The organism is Patescibacteria group bacterium (assembly GCA_028716665.1).
Taxonomy (GTDB): Bacteria; Patescibacteriota; Patescibacteriia; order UBA2591; family JAQUPP01; genus JAQUPP01.
Genome location: JAQUPP010000001.1, coordinates 552,754 through 573,530, shown reverse-complemented (window position 1 = coordinate 573,530; position 20,777 = coordinate 552,754). Strand labels below are relative to the sequence as shown.

Genomic DNA, 20,777 nt, shown 5'->3' with positions numbered 1-20,777 from the left:
TAATATTTAATATGAACAGTCAAAATAAAATTATTTTTTGGGGTACGCCTGAATTTGGGGCTATTGTTTTAGATTTACTGAGCCAAACTGAATTTAAACCAATCAAAGTTATCACTGAATCAGATAAACCAGTGGGCAGAAAACAAATTTTAACCGCTCCACCAGTAAAAGAATTAGCTCTCAAATATGACATTCCCGTTCTTCAACCTGACAAAATTCTAGATTCTAAATTCCAAATTCTAAATTCTAAACCGGATCTTTTTATCGTCGCCGCTTATGGAAAATTTTTGCCAAAAGAAATATTGGATATTCCGAAATACGGTTGTCTTAATATTCATCCTTCATTATTGCCTCTTTATCGCGGCGCCACTCCTATTCAAACCGCCATTTTAAACGGTGACAAAACAACCGGAGTCAGTATTATTTTAATGGACGAAAAAATGGATCACGGACCAATTGTCGCGCAACAACAATTGGGATCGCCAATTGCCAATTATCAATTACCAAAATTATCAAAAGAACTGGCGGAACTGGGAGCAAAACTTTTAATAGAAACCTTGCCAAAATGGATGGCAGGAGAAATTAAACCAAACATTCAAGACGAAACCAAAGTAACTTTTACGCGACAAATCAAGAAAGAGGACGGATTGATTGATTGGTCTTCTCCGGCGAAAAAAATTGAAAAAATGTTGCGAGCTTATTATCCTTGGCCTGGAATTTTTACCAATTTTGACAATAAAAAATTAAAAATCATTAAAGCGGATTTTTTGGAAACTCAAGATAATAAAAAATCCGGAACAGTATTTCTAACAACAGACAAACAACTAGCAGTAGTTTGCGGCGAAAATGCTTTAATTTTGAAAGAAATTCAATTAGAAGGGAAAAAGGTTATGAATAGTAAAGAATTCCTTAATGGATACCCGCGGATAATTGATTCTATTTTGAATTAAATTAACCCCGCACCAAATCCCGACAAAATTTATTTTAAAATTATTTTTCTTTCGCTGAATCGCCTACGGCTAATTATTTTTTAACACATTGCTTTTTTTTGAGAATTTGTACGGGGTGCTCGATTTTGTACCTTCACTTCGTTCAGACAAAATCGGCATTTTTTAAACGGTTATCCGAAAATAATCAACGCTATTTTATAACTTTTCTCTTTTTTTCCGTCACCCTGAAACCGATATATTTACCCAGCATTAATCTGGTGATTCCCTCTCCGGCCGGAATAGAACCGAAAATAATCATTGTAATCGGAAAAAGAAGCCATTGAAAAATCATAAAAAAATATTGAGTGATTTTATGTTTTTGAGGCTTTGGAGGCAATAAAATAGTGCTTAAAATAGCAGACAAGAAAATTCCGACTAAAGTAAAAGTCATCAATTTTTCCAAAACGAAAGGAGCGTTATGAACAATCGCTTCTGTTTTATTTTGCAAATGAGCGATGCGCATCGGCAAGTTGCCCAAAATAAAAATTAAAAGCGGCACCGTGGCCCAAGTGCATGAACCTTCAAATTGAACCCAAAATGGGGGTATCTTTTTTTTAAAAGGCATTTTTTTGTTTTTTAAAAAATTACATATCATCCAGGGAACATTTTCAACTCCATAACCCCAACGCATTATTTGCTTATACTGATTAATCAAAGTTTTTTTAATTGAACCGACATAAACCGTATCCATTGAGACAGACATATAAAGCGGAACTGTTTGATAATTGCCGTTATAATAATTGTAACATTGCAGAAAAATTCTGGAGTCCTCGCTGACCACGTCTTTTTGCCAAAAACCAATGTCAGTTAAAGCCTTAAAACTCATGGCATGGCTGGAAAAAGTAAAATAAATATGCGGCTTGGTAAGTTCGGTTAAAAGCCAAAAAGTTGTTCCTCTGGCCACCACTCTCGTAAGCGCCGGCGAGTCCCAAATATTATTATTAAACACCGCTACGGGCTGATAAGAACAATGAGTGGGATCCGGATGAGTGAGATAAACATAAGTTAAATATGGAAGATACAAAGGATGAACACAGGTATCAACATCAAAACTGGAAACTATTATTTTTTCATAAGGCAGACCCAATTCATCGATTATTTTTTGCGCTTCTTGTCCGGAAAAATGCAAATTGGAACCCTTGCCAGGAATTTCATCAGGTAAATTTTTCGGGTGAACGGTTATTAAAAATTTAAAAAATTTATCGGCATATCTATTTCTAATTTCTTCCGCCATTTTTAAGAAATTATCTTTATCTTTTTCTTCCCCCGCCAAAACAACTATCAATTTGTCCAAAGGATAATCTGATTTTATTAAAGCTTCAAAAGTCGGTCCGACAACATCTATTTCTTCTTTATAAGTTGCGAAGAATACCAAATGATGAATATCCGCATAACCGGGCAACTTTTCCGCTCTTTCGCGCCAATTAATTTTTAAATTTTTGCGATATTTGCGCCAAGCGTAAATAAGCAAAATTGACAAATATAAAACCTGGGTCAGCCAATAAAGATCAAAAACAATAATAAAATAAATAACCCAAATGGGTCTTATAAATGACAATAAAAGACTTCCCAATAATATTACCCAAACGATAATTCCGGGAAACATTTCATAAAAACGATATTTTTGGCGATCACTCGGGTGCCACATAATATATTTAACGGATAAATAAATAAGCGATTTCCGAAACCATGCCCAATAAAAGCAAAATTATCAAAAGATAAGTGAAAAACGGTATGCGATATTGAAATCTTTTTTTAACAAAATGCTGATAAATTAGAATGACAATAATTCCTTCCAGCCCCAAAAAAATCCCGCCGGTCAGACCGATAACATCAATGCAATTTTTAAAACCCAATAAATACAAGGCAAGAGGAATAAAACAAGCAAAAGCCCAAGATTTCTTTTTGGATAATTTCAAATCATACCAAAAAATTTTCTTCAAAGTCGTCCCGATGCTGATAAAAGAAGTAAAAGTGGTGATTAATCCCAAAAAGAAACCCAAATAAATCAATCTGGGATCAATAATTTTACTAAATCCCAAAATAGCGTCATTGGTTGTTTCTGCACCGCTGACGCCCAAAATAGTAAAAATAAAAAGCAGATAGCAAATGGCGGCAATAATAACGCCAAAACCGATTACTTTAAAAAGTTTTTTGCGGTTTCGATCCACGATTTCCTTGGCTTCCGGCACCAAAGTAATGCCCCAAAGAGAAAACAATACTACTCCGTAAGGCATTGTTAAAAGACGATAATCAAAGGTGACTAAATTCTTCAAATGAACATAGGGTAGGCCTCTGAAAAAGAAAAATAAAAGTATCAATACAAAAACAACTCCTAAAATCAATTGAATCGGCACCATAGCGCACCGATCGCGATAAATTATAATTGATCCCAAAATAAAATAAGCCAAGACATAATAAATAACAGCGCCCCCGATCAATGGCGATAATAATAAATACAAAAACTCTCCACCCATAATAAGATAAGCCAAGAGCGCTCCGGTTAAACTGAGTAAAGAAACCGTAAAGCTTATTTTTTTTGCTCTTTTGCCGAGATATTCTTCGGCGTAACCGGGAATTCTGGCAACTCTATGGGTGTCGCAAGTCACTTCACCCAAGAGAGAATGAATGACAATAACTATGCCGGACATTAAAATAAAATACGCGACAACGACAAAAAATCCCGCTTGTCGCGCCACATAAGGCAAACAAAAAAATCCGACTCCGATAATGGTTCCGGCAAAACATGCCAATGCTTTAATGAATCTGTATTTTCTTTTCATACCAAAATTATTTGAAAATTTAAGTTGAAAACGCAAAATTTTTAACTATAATTTTGAGTACCGAGCACTCAATTTATTCCTCTAAACTAGATTTGAGACGTTCTTTAAGTCTTCTTTTTAAATCATCAGTATAGCCAATATATATTTTTTTCTTTATCTGATTTTTGATTATATAAACGTAATACATAAAAAAAGAATAAATTGAGTGCTCGGTAAAGGTTTTGTTGCCAAAATTACTGCGTCTCCGACTTGTAATTTTGGACAAAGCCCTTTATGTCTTCGGGTATGGGTATTTCTTTTTTCGGGCTTATGCCCGGATAACGCCAAACGGTAATAATTTTTATTTTCGCGCCTGATTTTTGATACATCAGCCAAATTTCAGTCGGATGTTTTTTGCTGCCCGAAACTTGCATTATGGCCGTAGTTCCCGGCGCAATCCCCTCTTCCTGACGAATTGAATTGCGAAGCAATTTTTTCAAACAATTTTCCGAAAGCCCGTATTGGCGCATTTTTGAAACAGCGTGTCGGGTCCAGATTGTTTTAAAATCATTTTTTGGAGCTTTAAAATACATATAATTTTTAAAAGAGTCTCACTAACTCTTTTATTTTTTTCTTTTCTTGACCAGGATATTTCTTTAAATTTTTCCAGAAATAAGAACCGACAAATAAATAATTTGCGCCTGATTTTTCAAGCAATGACGCTGTTTTTGGATTTACGCCGCCGTCAACGCCTATTTTTACTTTCGGAAACATTTTGTGGAAAGATTTAATTTTTTTCAAAATTGATTTTTCGAATTTTTGCCCGCTAAACCCCGGTTCCACGCCCATAAAAAGCACTTCATCCAACAATTCAGGCGGAATATTTTTTAATTTTTCTAAAGATGTTCTTGGATTAATGGCCAATCCGGCTTGGAAACCTTTTTGCTTGATCAATTTTAAAATTTGTTTTGGATTTTTATCAGCTTCAAGATGAAAGATAATCCTTTTTATTTTTTTGAAAAACCATTTTTTAACAACCAACCTTGGATTTTCAACCATCAAATGAACCTCAAAATTCATTTGAACATTAAAATTTTTAAGATCTGAAGCGTTTTGCCAAGTTTTATTTTTAACAAAAATATTGTCGCCAATATCAATTTGAATCAATTTGAATATTCCTCGGCAAATATTTATTTTTTCTTCAACTTCTTTAAAATCTTTCTCCAAAACAGCGGGAATAATTTGCGCCCTTATTCTCTTTTTATTTTCTTTCATATAACATTTATTACTTATAGCGAAATTCTCGACGCCTTTATTTGATAAAAGGTGGACGAGGCGGAAATTTTTTCTTCATTAAAGTTTTTGGCTCTGCCGGAAAATTAGTTTTTGATAATTTTTTTCTGCCGGTAAAAATAATCAAAATGATTATTAAAACGACAAAAATTAAAATGGGAATATAAACCAAAGGAGCATTTTTTATGCCAAAAATAAAAGTACCTATTATTGTTTTTAAGAATGACCCCATGTCTCCGAGTGATGACATAAAATTATTTGCTTCTTATTTTCAAATCGTACAATATTTCTTCCGCTTTTTTCAAATTTCTCTTGGCATCATCATATTTTGTCCTTAAATAACCGGTTAAATCCAATTTAATCAATTCGCCAACGACTTGAGTGATTAATTCTTTAAGTTCTCGCGCTTTTTCAACTTTATCTTCAGTGGCCAAGAGAACAATTTTTCTAACCAATTCGCCGGTTAAATCGCAAATACCGCCCAAATAGCTTTCAAAACCAAGCTTGATTTCGGAAATTTCTTTCAATTGTCCGAATTTTATGGCTTGCCAAAATAGTTTGGCTTCCGCATATTCTTCCAATGCCGCTTTATAAGCACCTGCATATAAAAGTTGCGGCGACTTGGTTAATGAACCTTGAAGCTTAATAAAAATCTGTTCAACTTCTTTAAGACTTTTTTCAGCTTCACTGATTTGATCACGCTGCAAAGAAAAAATCGCCTGTTTTGATTTGTGCAAAGCGACATTTGATTGCTGATTCACCAAATAAAACATTGAAACGTGATTTTTGTATTCCTTGCTTAATTTCTGCAACATTATTTTATTGATCATAGTAAATTTATTTAAATTATTTAATCCGCCAGCTGGCGGGGCGAAATTTTTAACTATAATTTTGCGTACCCCCTCCTTTACTCCATCGGGGGTCTACCCTTTTACGATACGCCGTAAGCGAAGCGGCTTCGCCTTATTCCTAACGATTATCGAAAGTTTATCGTTGGGATAAAGAAGGTGGTAAAGGTTTTGTAGTAAAAATTTATTCGGCTTCCAACCTCTAAATTTTCAACAAAACTCTTTAGGTTGGCTTATATTTGGCAGTTTCCCATAAAACGGCCTGACTGTTTTTGTTTTCTTGTTTAATTTTTTAATTCCGATTTTAATCAAATTAAATTTCTCTCCATTCTTAAGGCCGACCACGGGAACTTTTAACAACCAAGCCAAAGTATTCGCCACTGACAAGGCCACCCTAATGCCGACAAATGAGCCCGGACCATTAACAACAATAATACCCTTAATATCTTTTAATCTTTTATTTACTTTTGATAAAAGATTGTCCAATCCTTTCAAAATATTATTGTCTTGTCCTCTTTTGTTTTTCAAAGTTAAAAAAAAATATTTTTTCGCGGACTTGTCCATTATTAAAGCCAAATAATTTCTGCTTTCTTCCAAATTATTAATTAATAAATACATTATATTTTTTATTTTAAGATTTATTTACCCAATCCTTTCATCCATCCGAAGGTCTGTTGGAAGTTTTGGAAAATCAATTCGGTTACGGTCAATCTCTTTTGAGGAGTCAGTAAAGTATTGGTTGTTGATTGAGTTTTGTTGCCCGAAGAATCCTCAGAAATGACTCTGAATCTGTAAATGGATCCGGGTTTAAACGAAGTAATAACCATTAAATGTTCTTGTCTCAAACTGATATCTTCGGTCATTTGGACAGTCGGAGCATCCTCACCAAATCCAACCTGGTATTCAACCTGCGAGGTTGAAGGTTCATTGGTATTCCAAGTAATAATGGTCTGGACTTCATCGCCTCTTGATGACAAAGCGATTGAGGTTCTGATTTGCGAAATGATTGGCGCATTTTTGTCTTTGGTGGTGGTGAAGTTTGGAATCAGGAAAGAATAGTTGTTGCCCTGCAAATCTTTTCCTTCAAGCGAAACATTGAAAGTCGTGCCCGGTTCAAGATTCTTGACTGCGATTTCGTGAGCCACATTGAAATCAGATTTGCTGACAGTCTGGGCTTCGCCCACCGCCAGTTCATTGTTGCGATAAGGGATGAATTTCACTTGCGAATCAGTCGGGATATTTGTCTGCCAAACAAAAGTGGCTGCTCTCTCAGAAATATTTTTGATGGAGAAATTAGTCACTTCGGGCAATTGCGAAGCCGTGGTGAAAGTATATCTTTTTGATTTTGCTTCTGAACCGATAATGCTCTTGGAGCGAATTTGGAAATAGTAATCGGTGGAAGGAGTCAGGTTGATAATTTTAACATTGTGATTTAATTCTTTCTCATTTGATTGGCCAACAATTTGCGAATATGGTTCTGATTTGGTGTCGTCGTAATCGGCAACTTTGGCAAAAGCGATTTGAGAGTTGGAACGTTTGTTTGTTTTCCATTTGATAATCGCGTCAGTGGCTGAGATCTCAATCTCAGGAGCTGCTTCAAGCGACAAACCCGGCGTGATGTCTTTCAAAGTGTTCAAGAAATTCTGGAAAGTTGTTTCAAGAACCGGTCCGGTAACTTGAGTGGAGATTTGTCTGGCTGCTTCCATGGCCGTGACAAAAGATTGATCTATGGCGGTAACAGGAGTTGGAGTCGGTTCAATTGGTGTTGTTGGTTCAACCGGTGTTTCCGGAGTAACCGGAGTTTCAGGCGTGGTTTCCTGAGTCGGGGTGGTTCCACCCGATACACTTAAAGTGGTGAAGACGGCGTCAGCGCTTTGAGCAAGATTACCCGAAGCGTCTTGAGATAGGACTTGATAATGATAGACGGTGGACTTGGTCAAATTGGAAAGAGTGATTTGATGCGAAGTGATTAAGCTAGTCATATCACTGAAGACATAATTACTGTAATCAGTGGTTAAACCATAGCTAATTAGACTGGTGGCATTTTCATCAGTAGTCCAAGAAATTTTGGCGCTGTTGTCGCTGATTGAAGACGCAGATATGTTGCTGATAACCGGAGAAGTTGTGTCTTTGGTCGGGACAGCTGCGCTGCCTCCTCCTCCTGCATTAATCACTCTTACTTCCTGAGAAACATATTGAGGAGTAAAAGTATAGTCCTGGCTAACGGTTTCAAGATCGGCCGCATTTTTTGATTTGATTCGATAATGATAAACTTGTTCAGTGGTTAAATCAGTCAAGCGAACCACGTGTTTGGCGGTTAAAGTTGAATCAAGAGTGCTTGAAGTTCCGTAAGCAGTGGTTGAACCATATTCAATTTGAGAATTGGCGGAATCATCAGTGGTCCAAATTATCGTGCAAAGCGTTTCTGTGGGATACGAATTGATTTCAGAAATAACCGGAGCGGTTGTGTCATCCGGACTTGGTTCTGCTTCAGTAGTGAAATTTCTCATGCTTCCCCAAGTGATATGATCGTAAGTATCTTTGGAACGTGTGCAATAGTAATAAGTAGTGTCATAAGGAAGACTTCTTAATAAAACGGTATGCGATTTATTTAAAGTTGTATCTTCCGTGGTATAGCTGCTAAGTTCTCCACAAGTTCCGGTTTGAGTCGAACCATAGTAAACTTGACTGGTGGTATATTTGTCAGTAATCCAAGTAATAGTTACCTCAGTGCCAACAGCCGACGGAGATTGAGCTTGTTCTCCGGAAATAGATGGAATGTCGTCAAGTTCAGGGGGCCAATAAATAAAAGAGTATTCCGGAGAAACCAAAGGATTACCAGAGGCATCTTTGGATCTGATACGATAATAATATGTGGTTAAAGGATTTAATCCATAAACCTGAACTGAATGAGAAACAGTTTGAGTGTCATTACCTTGCATGGAAGTGTAAGTCCCGGAAATAATTCCATATTCCACGTGAGAATCAGAAGGTTCATCAGTCGCCCAAGTGAATAAGGCATAATCTTCGTGCGAAGTAGCAACCGGAGAGCCGCCGGTTAAAGCCGGGGGAATATCGTCTTCCGAAGCCGGTTGATAAGAAACCACACTTGAAGGTAAAGAATAATTATCAGCCGTGTCTTTTGATTTAATGCGATAAAAATAAGTAATATCTTTGGAAAGACCGATATTGGTATAAACAGAAGTGGTGATATCACTTATACTGGCTGCCGGTGAATAAGTTACACCATCAGTTGATCTCTCAATACTGTAAGCTGAAAAATCAGGATTGTCTTCAGTACTAAGAGCGTCCCACATAATAGTCAACGCATAACGTTCTACATATTCATTTGACGCATCGGCAATACTGACATTATCAACTACTCCGGGCAAACCTGTATCGTAATTAATGGTCGCCGAACCGCCGGTATCGGATTGATTGCCATAAATATCTTTACATTTAAACCAAGCTGTTCTTGTGCTGCCGTCAATTGCTTTCATTATCCAACTTTTACCAATACTCTTGGCCTCCCATTCGCCGGAATTAGTTATCACGCCTTCAACATTGGTGACCGTGCCATAAGTTAAATCATCATTGGAAAACTGAACTTTTAAATCACTGTCATCAACACAAGCCGGAGTTAAAGTTACAAACAAAGAGTTGGTAATCGCTGCGCCTGAGTTAATACTTAAAGTCGGAGTAGTCGGTTTTTTCGTATCAATTACAAAAGTAGTAGATTGATCTTCGCCAAGATTTAAATAAGGCGAACTGTCATCAATAATAATTTTAATGCGAGAATTGGCAAGATATTGATTATTATAATCTGTTTTTACATTCCACGTGCCGGTTAATTCTGTCTGCAAACCCGGAGTGACATCATGACTGCCTTCACCCGTAGTGGTATCGCAATCTTCCCAAGAATCACCATCCCAATATTGAAAAGTTGTGCTAATACTATCACTGTCCTCGTCTAAAACTGTATAAGAAATTTGAACCACTCCATTTTCGTTTTCCTGAGCCGAAATTTCTGAGACTGTTGGCGTAACATTGACCGCGTAAAAAAGACTTAAACTTTCCAGAATCGGTGAAACATTATTTTTTCTTGTTTCTATTTGAACTTCAAGCCTGATCCATTTTGTCGGACTGGCCATTTCTCTGATATCTTGGCCGCTGGTAGTTACCCAATCACTCCAAGTATCATCGTCTAATCCTTCTTGAGTATCCGCTTCTTTAGTTCTAACTTTTACAGCCGTGTCTGTGCCGCCGGAATTAACCCAATCAATGTGATACCAACCAACCGGATTAGTTTGACTATAATCATAAGTCGCGGTGGCATAAACCGCTGAGGTTATATCAATATCGCTAAGAATCGGAGTTTCATCAATATCCGAAGTGGCGAATTCAAGACGATATTGGATATAAGGTTGAGTTGAGGAAACAGAAGATAAATCGCCAAGATCGCCTTCGTCTACCGCGTATGGACAATTTGTCCAAGTCGTGGCTGTGGCCATATCGGCAGTCTCGTCAGTACGAACTTTTACTCTTGTAGTTTGTATTTCGTTGTCAGTCCATTCTATGGTTTCCCAAGCAAAATTTGGAGATTTTTGCTCAAAAACCGAAGAAATAAGATAACCGGTATTGCTCATTCCGGTTGAAGCCCAAATTACAACTTGAGAAATAGTTGGAGTTATTGTTGAATCATCAGTGGTCATAACCGCCTTCCATTTTAAATCAGAACCAAAAGCGGTAAAAGTATATTCACTGCCATCAGGCGTAATTGCCTCCCAAGTAGTGCCGTTATCAACACTTAAATAATAAGTAATAGAAGTGCCGGTCGGCTCAGTGTCAGTGGCGGTTAAAGAACCTTTTAAAATCGGAGCAGCCAAAGTATCAAGTCCGGTTGAAACAACGTTTGAATTTTGTGTTTTTAAATTTATAACTTCCACGCCGTGATATTGCGTAGCCAAATATATTTTATTCCTTTTGACAAAAAGTCTGTAAGTTGAGCTTTTGCTGATGTAGTTACCAACATAAGCCGGCGATGAAGGAATTGAAACATCCAAAATTAAAAGTCCGCCGCCATAATCGCTGATATAAGCGTATCCGCCGGAAACTTTTACGTCATAAACATTACCCATGGTATCATAAGTACCAACCAAATAAGGCGCGGCCGGATTGGAAATGTTGTATATTGTTAGACCCGATGTATTGTCGCCGACATAAACATAACTTCCTTCAACAAAGAAGTCATAATGAGCATTGACCGGTAAAGTTGAACCTGTTTCTGAAGGCGAAGTGGGGGTGGTAATATTAATAATATGAAAACCGGTAGTGGCATCAGTCACATAAGCATAATTGCCTTTTACTTGAACTCTCTGGGTTGCGACACCTGTATTAATAACTGTCTTATAAACCGGGCTGGTTTTAGTAGAAATATCAATTACTTTAAATCCGCCGGAATAATCCGCCAAGTATGCATAATTTCCTGAGACCGCCACGTCATAAGTAGAACCGGTTGAATCATAAACGCCGACTCCCTGCGGAGCAGATTTATTTGAAACATCAATAATTAATAATCCCTTGCCAAGATTTGCCACATAAACATAATTACCACTGACCGTTATCCCCAAAGCATCATAAATTTTTATTCGACTCTTTAAAGTGGCCGGATTGGTACTGGTATCAAAAATTGATAAAACAGAAAATGCCGTTGAACCGCTCCCGGCACTGCTATTCGCCAAAACATAAGTATAATCTCCTTGCACTTCTATATCTGTCACATAACCGCCACTGGCAGTATTCACTGCCGGTGTTTCTGATAATTGATCAAGGTCAACAATCCAAAGACCCCTTAAAGTGTCAATCAAATAAGCATAATGTCCGGAGATAGATACAGATATAACTCCGCCAAAATAAGCTCCAGCCCACAATTGATTATCTTTAACTCTGTCAATGCAAGATAAAATATAAGGAGCAGTCGGATCGCTGATATCAATTACTTGCAGACCGCGAGTGTAATCCGCAATATAAACACGCGTACCGCTGACAAAAAGATTTAAAGCACCCCTGTCACTCTGTCCTGATATGTCAGAATCAAGAGTGCCGACAAGCGCGATATTATATGGGTCGGCAATATTAAAAATATATAAATTATATCCTTTGTCAGCCACGTAAGCATAATCGCCGGAAACAGCTATTCTCCACACCAAGCCTTGACCTCCGGTAATATTATAACTGCTTATCCATTGCGGCGAAGTTTTATTGGAAATATTAAAAATATGCATATAAGCACCATAGTCTGTGACATAAGCATAATCACCTTGTATATCAATACCGGCTGCGCTTCCACTTACGCCTGCACTGCCGACTAAAAGTGGATTATATTTATCAGTAATATCAATTATTTTAATACCATAAGTATAATTGGCAAGATACGCATAATTGCCAATTACTTCAATATCATAAACCGAACCGCTGCCCGTCCAAATATAAGATTTGGTTAAAATCGGCGCTGTCGGATCGGAAATGTCAAATATTTCCAAACCTCTATTCTGGCTCGCCACATACGCGTAATCGCCGTCCACTGTAATAGCATATGGATTACCAAAAGATTGAGCTGACCCGACAATGCTTGGTGTACTTGTGCTTGAGACGTCAATAACTATTAATCCCCAATTGTATTCCGCCACATATGCATAATTACCGGAAACCGCCACATCTTGAGCATTACTAATTCCAACTGCCATTGTAGTTGAAACTTGAACCGGCGGTGATAAATCACCTAAGTCAATTATTTTTAAACCAGTAGTATAAGTAGCCAAATAAGCGTAGTCCCCTTCAACAATCAACCCCCAAGTATAATCCGGATAAGTGTTATATTGACTGACCATGCCCGGCCGATACGGATTACTGACATCTATTATATACAAACCTCCTTGTCTGTTAGCCAAATAAGCATAATTACTGATAACTTGTATATCGTAAGCTTCATAATTTACTATACTGTAATTACCGACAAAAAAAGGAACAGCTATATTGGAAATATCATAAATATAAAGATCGCTGCCTTCAAGAGCCAAATAAGCATAATTACCAACAACATCAACTGATCTAAAAGTATTTCCGGAACCGATTGATGAAACTTCAACCGGATTGGCAGGATCGGTTACATTGATAATTCTTAATCCGCCGCCGGAATAATCTGCCACAAAAGCATAAGTTACAGCGCCAATAGTTTTCACTTTCACATCCCAAGCATTACCCGGCGTATCAAAAGAACTGATTATTTCGGGTGTAAACGGTGAAATAGTATTAGCCACTTCCGGATCAACAGAAGAAGACTTACGAGTTCTAATTAAGTTATAATTATATAAAGATGAAACTTCATCGGCAGATAAAGCACGATTATAAACTTTTACTTCATCTAATCTTTCTGATTGATCCACAGGAATATTGTTATCAATCTTCATTACAAGAGCATTGGAATTAACAGGAATAGCATTAGTACAGGTTAAAGTTTCGCCAACAACACCATTAAAATACATATTCATCTGATTGCTGGGTAAATTTTTATCATAAGTGGCCACGACATGAGTCCAGGTATTATAGGCTAAAGTGGGGAGACCTCCTCCACCCCAACTGCCGCCGCAACTTGCGCCTATTGTCCACCTCATTCTTGCATTCCAACCCTCCCAATTAAGACCATAACTGCCTGATTTATAAATAATATTTCCCCAATCCGAATAACGACCCTTTGGATAAATCCAAAATTCCACGCTAATCGCGTCTGTTGGGCTTAATTCAGAACTTGAAGGAACACTGACATTATCAGCTCCATCAAAGTCTAGCGCGTTCCCGAATTTCCCAGATGAAGTCCATGTCGCGCCATTAATAGTGGCTGTATTACTATTAGCAGAAGCATCGTCAGTAGTAGATCCAGAACCTTCTTCCATGTGCCAGCTTCCCACATCAAATGTGTCAGGATTTGTTTCAGTAAAAGTATTAGCGGAATTAGAAGCGGTATCCGCCGTTTCATTTCCATAATACATATAAATATTCGGATTTTCACCGTCTGACAAACTATCTTTAACTTCTACCCAAAAAGTGGCCTGATCAGAAGCAGTATAAGTTTCTCGCCAATAATCCAATTCGGTCGTACCATCATTATCATAAAATCTGATATCGTCAAAATCAGTTTGGCAATGGCTGGAACAACTTAAATTAACTCCATTGGTTGTAGGAGCATAACCAACTTTAATTTCAATTTGATAATTCGTTCCCGCATCACCCTGGCCCAATAAACCAATGGTTTTTTTGTATGGAAAATCTCCGTTACCCGAAGCTTGCTCTGTTAAATCAGAACCGCCGGCATTATAAATATAATTATTTATTTTCGGATCAGCAGAAGAAACCTTACGAATAAAAGCATTATCAATCTCATAAGCAGCATCAGAATTAATAAAACCGATTTTTTCAGTCGCTTCAGTGGAATACGAAGAATCATAATTTAATACCCATGTTCGTCCGCCATCAGTACTGCGCATATATTTTGCTCCGCCACCGGTTTTCAACGGCATTCTGACTTTATAAGTGTTATTGGCGATCCAACCACCGGAAAATTGTCCTCTGTCACCATTGTCTTCGTAAATACGATTTGTATCACTAGTATCATAGAAAGAATAAATTAAATCCGTATAGCTCTTGCCGGAAGTGCTATCTTTCCAACCAAACATTACAGAAGTTCCGCCAGTCGGTTTATAATCAAATAATAATTCCAAATTATCAGCTCTGGCAAAATCACTCACACTGTATAAACTGGTATTTCCCCAACCCGCGCCGCCGGTAACAACAATTTTATCACTTTGACTGATTTTACTGGATGTATCTGTTTCGCTCCATTTTCCGGTATCAATTGTTGTGCCGGTAAAATCATCAAAAAATAACGGGAAAGTATTGGCGCCGCTGGAAGTGGTGCTGGCATCATTGTCGCCATAATACATATATATGGTCGGGTTTTGTCCGCTGGACAAACTATCTTTTACTTCCACCCAAAAAGTGGCTTTATCACCCAAAGTGTATGTTTCTTTAAAATAATCAAGTTCTGTCACACCGTCATTATCATAAAATCTGATATCGTCAAAATCGGCTTGACAATTACCGGAACACGTTAAATTTACTCCTGTTGCGGCGCTGCTATAACCGACCTTAACCATAATTTGATAATTCGTACTGGCGTCGCCGGCTCCGGTCAAAGCAATTGATTTTTTATATGGAAAAGTTTCATTATCAGAAGATTCTTGCGCAGAATCCGAACCATTTGTCCCACCAATAGCAACGATATTTAAACCTCCGGTATCACTGGCCAAATAAGCATAATTATTGTTAAGCTCAACTCCATAAATATTGCTTCCAATATTAACCGAGTTCGCCAATGTAGGACTGGCCGGCGTAGTCGCGTCTACAATCTGAAGTCCGAGTTGATCTGTTCCAACATAAGCGTAAGTTTTGCTGCCCTGAACTTTTGCCTTAACATCATAACTGTTGCCTGTTAAAGAAAGATTGCCGGTTGCCGAAGGCGAAGCCGGATTGGAAACATTGATAATTCTTAAATCACCGCTGTAATCCGCCACATAAGCATAATCGCCCAATTTATCCAAACGATAAGAATTGCCGGGCGTGTCGAGAGAACCTTCCAAAGTTGGCGCTCCCATGGTTTGTGAAATATCCAAAATTTTCAATCCGCCTATGTAATCTGAAAAATAAAGATAATTGCCGGAAATATAACTGCCGCGCACGGTATTGGTGGTATCAAAAGTCCCGACATAAGCAGGAGTGGCCGCCGTAGTTACATCAACCACATGCAAACCCCCGGTGCCGGCTGACAAATAAACTTTATTATTGCTATAAGTAATAAAACTGCTATTGGTTGTTGAATCATTCAAACCCCATTGACCAGTTTTAGAAATAGAAGCCGGATTGGAAATATTATAAACTGCCACTCCGCCGGAAGCAGCACTATAGGCCACGTAAGCATAACTGCCATTAACCTTAATACCATTTAACTGACGATCATTTTGATATAAAGAACCAGCCAGAGTCGGACTGGCCGGATTAGTTACGTTAACTATTGTTAAATTTGGATTTTGATTATAGCTGGTTATATAAACATAATTGCCGACTTTGTCCAAATAATAAGCATAATCGGAACAATTATATGAACCTGTAAGCGTTGGATTTGTCGGATCAGAAATATTAATAATTTGCAAAGTGGTGTAATCAGCCACATAAGCATAACTGCCGTCAACTATTACTTCATAAGCATAACTCGGTGTATTGTAAACGCCTTTATAAACAGGATTGGCCGGATCGGAAACATCAACAATATAAAGACCGGCGTCATAACAGGAAACGTAAGCGTAACTGCCGACAACCTTAACATCATTGCAATAAGTGCCTGCTAAATCTTTATTAGATAAAAATACCGGCGCGGTTTTATCAGTTATGTCAAAAATACTTAAACTGCTATTGGTTTCTTCCGCCATGTAAGCATAGTTGCCGCTGACAAAAACTTCACGACCATAATCACTGGTTGGCGTGGAAGACAATGAAGCCGGCCGAGTAATATTAACTTTTTGAAGTCCGGAAGAACGCGCAGCCATATATGCATTATCTCCGTCAATCATCACATCCATTACATAATCAGGTACGTCTATTTTTTGCTGGCGATTTATTGCGGCCGGATTAGAAATATCAATTACTTCCAATCCTCCTCTTTCATTTGCAAGATAAGCATAATTGCCGGACAGGAATAGTCTTATACCATAACTCGTTTCTGTACTATATAAATAAGTAGCGCGAGAGATAGAACCTAAATTAGTAATATTTAAAACTTGAAAACCATAATTATAAGAAGCTAAAAAGGCGTAAGTTGAAGCGCCAACTGTTTTTACTTTAACATCATAAGCTTGATTGCCATATTCGCTGCCATTATACGAACCGGCTAATGTAGGGCTGGCCGGATTGGTTACGTTTACCGCGGAAAAACTTGGATTTTGACCATAACCGGTTACATAAACATAATTTCCAACTTTATCCAAACCATAAGCATTATCGGGACAGTTATAAGAACCGGTTAAGGTTAATAAAGCTTTATTGCTGATATTTATAATTTGCAAAGTAGTAGCATCAATTACATACGCGTAATCACCATCAACCACGACTTGGTAAGCAGTACCCGGAGTATTATACCAACTGACAAAACTTGGCGCAGAAGGAATAGAAATATTAATAATTTGCAAACCCCAATCACTGTCTGTCACGTAAGCGTAATCGCCGCTGACATAAACATCGCGAGCATAACCGGGTGTATCATAACTGCCGACATAACTTGGCGTATCACCGGTTATATCATAAATATGAAGTCCTTGATAACCTTCAGCCATATACGCGTAATCGCCGGAGACATAAACGCCTTGGCTGTCGGATAAAGTTTTTAAACTTTCGGAAAAATTCGGCGAAAACGGTTCACTCACATCAATAACCACGAGTCCAATATTATTCCCATTTGCCACATACGCGTAATTGCCGGAAACTGCAACTTGATAAGCGGAATTATTAGCATCAGTAAGATATTGAGGGGTATCAACCATTGATATTTTACTTGGATTTGATTTATCGGTAATATCAATAATCTGCACTCCATAAGAATGGCTGGCAAGATAAGCGCGATTGCCGCTGACATCAATTCCTTCAGTGCCATCCAAAGTATCTATAATACTTTTTTCTTTAATATCAGACGGTGTAGAAACATCAAGAATTCTAAAATAATTTCCATCACTGACATAAGCGTAATCACCTGAAACATAAACATCACGGGCATTTTCAGTATCAAGAGTATCAAGAAGAACCGGACTGGCCGGATTGGTTACGTCAAAAATCAATAACCCGGGTGCTCCGTCAGCCACGTAGGCATAAATATTTCCGCCGACTTGACGCACTTTAACATCATAACAAGAACCTGTTGTGTCATAGAAACCTGTTTCTGAAGGATTGCTTCTATCTGTGATATTAACAATTCTTAAACCTTCACCACCATGAGCTATATAAGCATAATTACCTAAAACATCCACTTTTAAAGTATTACTGCCCCATGGATAATATCGTTTAACTAAGGTTGGACTTAAAGGATTTGAAATATCAACGATCCAAAAACCCCAATCATTACCGGCTATATATGCATAATTGCCTGATATAGTAATACCATAAGCATCCATTACGCTGGTTAATTTACTCTTTAAAATCGGAGTACTAGGGGTGGAAATATCAAAAATTTCTAAGCCTTGATTATAATCCACCACATACGCGTAATTGCCGGAAATCGCCACATCATAAGCAGTAGCCGGAGTATCATAAGTACCAACTATCCTTGGCGTAATTGTTTTCTTTAAAGTAAGTTCGTTGGTACCGCTATTCCAATCAGCCGTAGTTTGAGCGGCATCGCGCTTGGTTGTGCTGGAAAAATTTTCCGTAATTGTTTCTTCCGGTTTTGATAAACCAACTTGTCCGGCTTCGGTATAAACAACATTTGAACTTTCTTTAAATTTGGTTGTGTCGGTAAAGTCAGATTGATTTGGACCGCCAACCCAATTGGTTTGCGAAAAAACCGGAGTTAAATCGCCAGGCGAAGCTTTGGTATAAGTTAAACTGACATCATTTACCTGCGGCGTATAACTTAAACTATCAGTGGAAAGAAAAATTTTATATTGAATATATTTTTTATTATCAAGACTGGTATAAACAGCCGTGCTGGTAGCCGATTGATAATAAGTACCCGTATCGCCATCCGGACCAAGCCAGCCGGTGGAAGAAAGCGCGTCTAATGTATCAGCGGCTCTTAATTGAAATTTAGATAATGTACCGCTTGGCTCGGTTACGGTTGAAGAAAAATCCAAATAATTTGTTCCGATTCCGGTTTCATATGCGGAAGAAATCATATCACCCGTATAAGAACCTGTAGGTTTTTCCCTTTCACCTTCAATGGAATAAGTTACATCTTTAGTGGCAAATCCATACACTATCCAATCATCTAGCTCAAAAATTCCATTACTATTGTCGAAACCCAATCTAACGCTATCTTCTACGCTGTAATAACTGTCATAAAGCATTGACCAAGTTTCGCCGTTATCAGTACTGAGATAATAAGTACAACCCTTGGTTCGGCCATAAGCTATTGGATGAACTACCCATTTTAAACGATATTGCTGATTAATCGCCCAGTTGTAAGCCGGCAATTGTGTACCGCCACCACCATCTTGATACCAATAAAAATTGGCATTACTGAAATAATCAGCATAAATCAAATTATTGTAATTACTGGAAGCGGTTTGATCGTGAACACCGATCATAAATTGCTTAGAAGTAGATGTTTTTGGCGTTAATTTAACCTCTGTCACAAAAGGACGACTAAGATTGGTTTTTGAAACAAGCCCGACCTGAGCCCAAGAACCTGAGCCGCCGGAAAGAATAATTTTATCATTTTGGGTTAAATAATTGCCGCCCGTATCGTATTCAGTCCATTTATCCGTATTAATCACTGCGCCATCAAAAGTATCGGCAAAAATAAAGGTATTGGCTAAATCGCTCACGTTAGGAGCACCGGAATAACCGTAATATATATAAATGTCCGGAGTTGTAGAAGCTAAAATTGAAGGCACTTTAACCCAAACTACCGCGGTTTGGCCTGATTGATCGTATGATTCCAACCAGTATTTAAGTTCACTTGTGCCATTAGTGCTGGTAAAACGAATATCCGTACCATCTGACTTGGCTTTGGAAAAATCAAAATTTGAAGAAGTTAATTTAATTCTTACCTGATAATTGGTTAAATCTCGGGTGGAATTTTCAGTAAGGGTGATTTTTCTGCGATATCCCCAACTGTCGTTATACCAAGGCGTGGGTAAATTAATTTTTACCGTTCCTGTTTCTGAAGCATCAATGTTATTGCCGGAATAATATTTTGTTATATCTGACCATGATTGTTGTTCCGAACCGCCGGACCAATCAGTTTGCGTCCAAGTATTGGATGGCGAAGAAATCATCAAGCTGCCGTCTTGCGCAGTCGAATCAATATTGTCCAAAGTGCCGGAAGTCAGTTCGCCGGCAGTTGTCCATTTTTTTTCTTGAACAAAAGCCCAACCTTGCCAAGCCGGCCAAATCAATTGTGAAATTAAAATAAAAATAACCAAGCCGGACATAGCTGCGATTAATTTCGGTTTGCGAATTTGTTTTATTCGTTGAATAAATAAATTTTTACTTGTTTCCTTTTCCGTCCAAAATTTAAAAATATTTTTTAATTTCAAACTTTGAAAAATATTTTTATATTGTATTTGCTGAAATTGTTTTTGCAAACCATCAAATATATTTTTTTTCTGTTTTGATAATATTCTTTTATTTTGCGCGAGATAAAGTTTTTTATTTTTATTTACTGACTCAATAATTATTTTTTCTGATTTTTTTATTTTCCCTAAATTTAATTTTATTGCCAAGTGCGCGAAAAAATTAAATTTAATATTTTTTATTTTATTAAAATATTTTATTAGAAATTCAAAAATTATAATTTTTGAATTTTTAATGACAGAAAAATATTTATCAAATAAATTTATTGTTTGATTTTTTATTTTTATTAAAAAATTATTTAAATTTAAAAACATAAAACTGAAATCTAGTTTTATGTTTTCTTTTTTTATTTTTTTTATTTTCCAACCGGAGTCCGACAAATTTTGAATCGGAATTTCTTTTGCGTACCATCCGGAATAAATTATTCGGAATGATTTGTCGCGCTTGATGCGAGTCAAATAAAAAAATCTAAACTTTTTAGATAGTTTAGA

General features: G+C 37.4%; 9 protein-coding genes. 1 reads left to right on the top strand and 8 read right to left on the bottom strand.

From position 1 onward, the window contains the following. The first annotated feature begins 11 nt into the window (after nucleotides 1-11). On the top strand, nucleotides 12-950 hold the full coding sequence (gene fmt, locus PHF10_02790; GenBank protein MDD5534656.1) for a methionyl-tRNA formyltransferase: 939 nt from the start codon (nucleotides 12-14) through the stop codon (nucleotides 948-950). Nucleotides 951-1,140: 190 nt separating this feature from the next. Here the strand turns inward: fmt and PHF10_02785 are convergent, their stop codons facing one another. From PHF10_02785 to PHF10_02750, 8 genes are all read right to left on the bottom strand, one after another. Next, entirely contained in the window at nucleotides 1,141-2,637 is a 1,497-nt protein-coding gene (locus PHF10_02785) for a hypothetical protein (GenBank protein MDD5534655.1), read from the bottom strand. 7 nt (nucleotides 2,638-2,644) lie between these two features. Continuing rightward, nucleotides 2,645-3,772 (bottom strand): aromatic amino acid transport family protein, encoded by a 1,128-nt coding sequence (locus PHF10_02780; GenBank protein ID MDD5534654.1) that lies wholly within the window; start codon nucleotides 3,770-3,772, stop codon nucleotides 2,645-2,647. 233 nt (nucleotides 3,773-4,005) lie between these two features. Then, nucleotides 4,006-4,344: a hypothetical protein gene (locus tag PHF10_02775; GenBank protein MDD5534653.1), complete on the bottom strand. Its 339-nt coding sequence runs from the start codon at nucleotides 4,342-4,344 to the stop codon at nucleotides 4,006-4,008. A gap of 7 nt (nucleotides 4,345-4,351) precedes the next feature. Next, the gene (locus PHF10_02770; protein ID MDD5534652.1) at nucleotides 4,352-5,026 is read right to left on the bottom strand and encodes a ribulose-phosphate 3-epimerase; all 675 of its coding nucleotides are present in this window, start codon (nucleotides 5,024-5,026) and stop codon (nucleotides 4,352-4,354) included. Between the two features lie 37 nt (nucleotides 5,027-5,063). Further along, a complete protein-coding gene (locus PHF10_02765) occupies nucleotides 5,064-5,294 on the bottom strand; it encodes a hypothetical protein (protein MDD5534651.1) in 231 nt (76 codons plus the stop codon). A gap of 4 nt (nucleotides 5,295-5,298) precedes the next feature. Further along, nucleotides 5,299-5,874 (bottom strand): hypothetical protein, encoded by a 576-nt coding sequence (locus PHF10_02760; GenBank protein ID MDD5534650.1) that lies wholly within the window; start codon nucleotides 5,872-5,874, stop codon nucleotides 5,299-5,301. 228 nt (nucleotides 5,875-6,102) lie between these two features. Beyond that, nucleotides 6,103-6,489: a hypothetical protein gene (locus tag PHF10_02755; protein MDD5534649.1), complete on the bottom strand. Its 387-nt coding sequence runs from the start codon at nucleotides 6,487-6,489 to the stop codon at nucleotides 6,103-6,105. Between the two features lie 41 nt (nucleotides 6,490-6,530). Next, entirely contained in the window at nucleotides 6,531-20,744 is a 14,214-nt protein-coding gene (locus PHF10_02750) for a DUF2341 domain-containing protein (protein MDD5534648.1), read from the bottom strand. Nucleotides 20,745-20,777: the final 33 nt, after the last annotated feature.

Coding starts and splice junctions, on each gene's coding strand:
- fmt (MDD5534656.1), top strand. CDS start 12: ATGAACAGTCAAAATAAAATTATTTTTTGGGGTACGCCTGAATTTGGG.
- PHF10_02760 (MDD5534650.1), bottom strand. CDS start 5,874: ATGATCAATAAAATAATGTTGCAGAAATTAAGCAAGGAATACAAAAAT.
- PHF10_02785 (MDD5534655.1), bottom strand. CDS start 2,637: ATGTGGCACCCGAGTGATCGCCAAAAATATCGTTTTTATGAAATGTTT.
- PHF10_02780 (MDD5534654.1), bottom strand. CDS start 3,772: ATGAAAAGAAAATACAGATTCATTAAAGCATTGGCATGTTTTGCCGGA.
- PHF10_02765 (MDD5534651.1), bottom strand. CDS start 5,294: ATGTCATCACTCGGAGACATGGGGTCATTCTTAAAAACAATAATAGGT.
- PHF10_02770 (MDD5534652.1), bottom strand. CDS start 5,026: ATGAAAGAAAATAAAAAGAGAATAAGGGCGCAAATTATTCCCGCTGTT.
- PHF10_02775 (MDD5534653.1), bottom strand. CDS start 4,344: ATGTATTTTAAAGCTCCAAAAAATGATTTTAAAACAATCTGGACCCGA.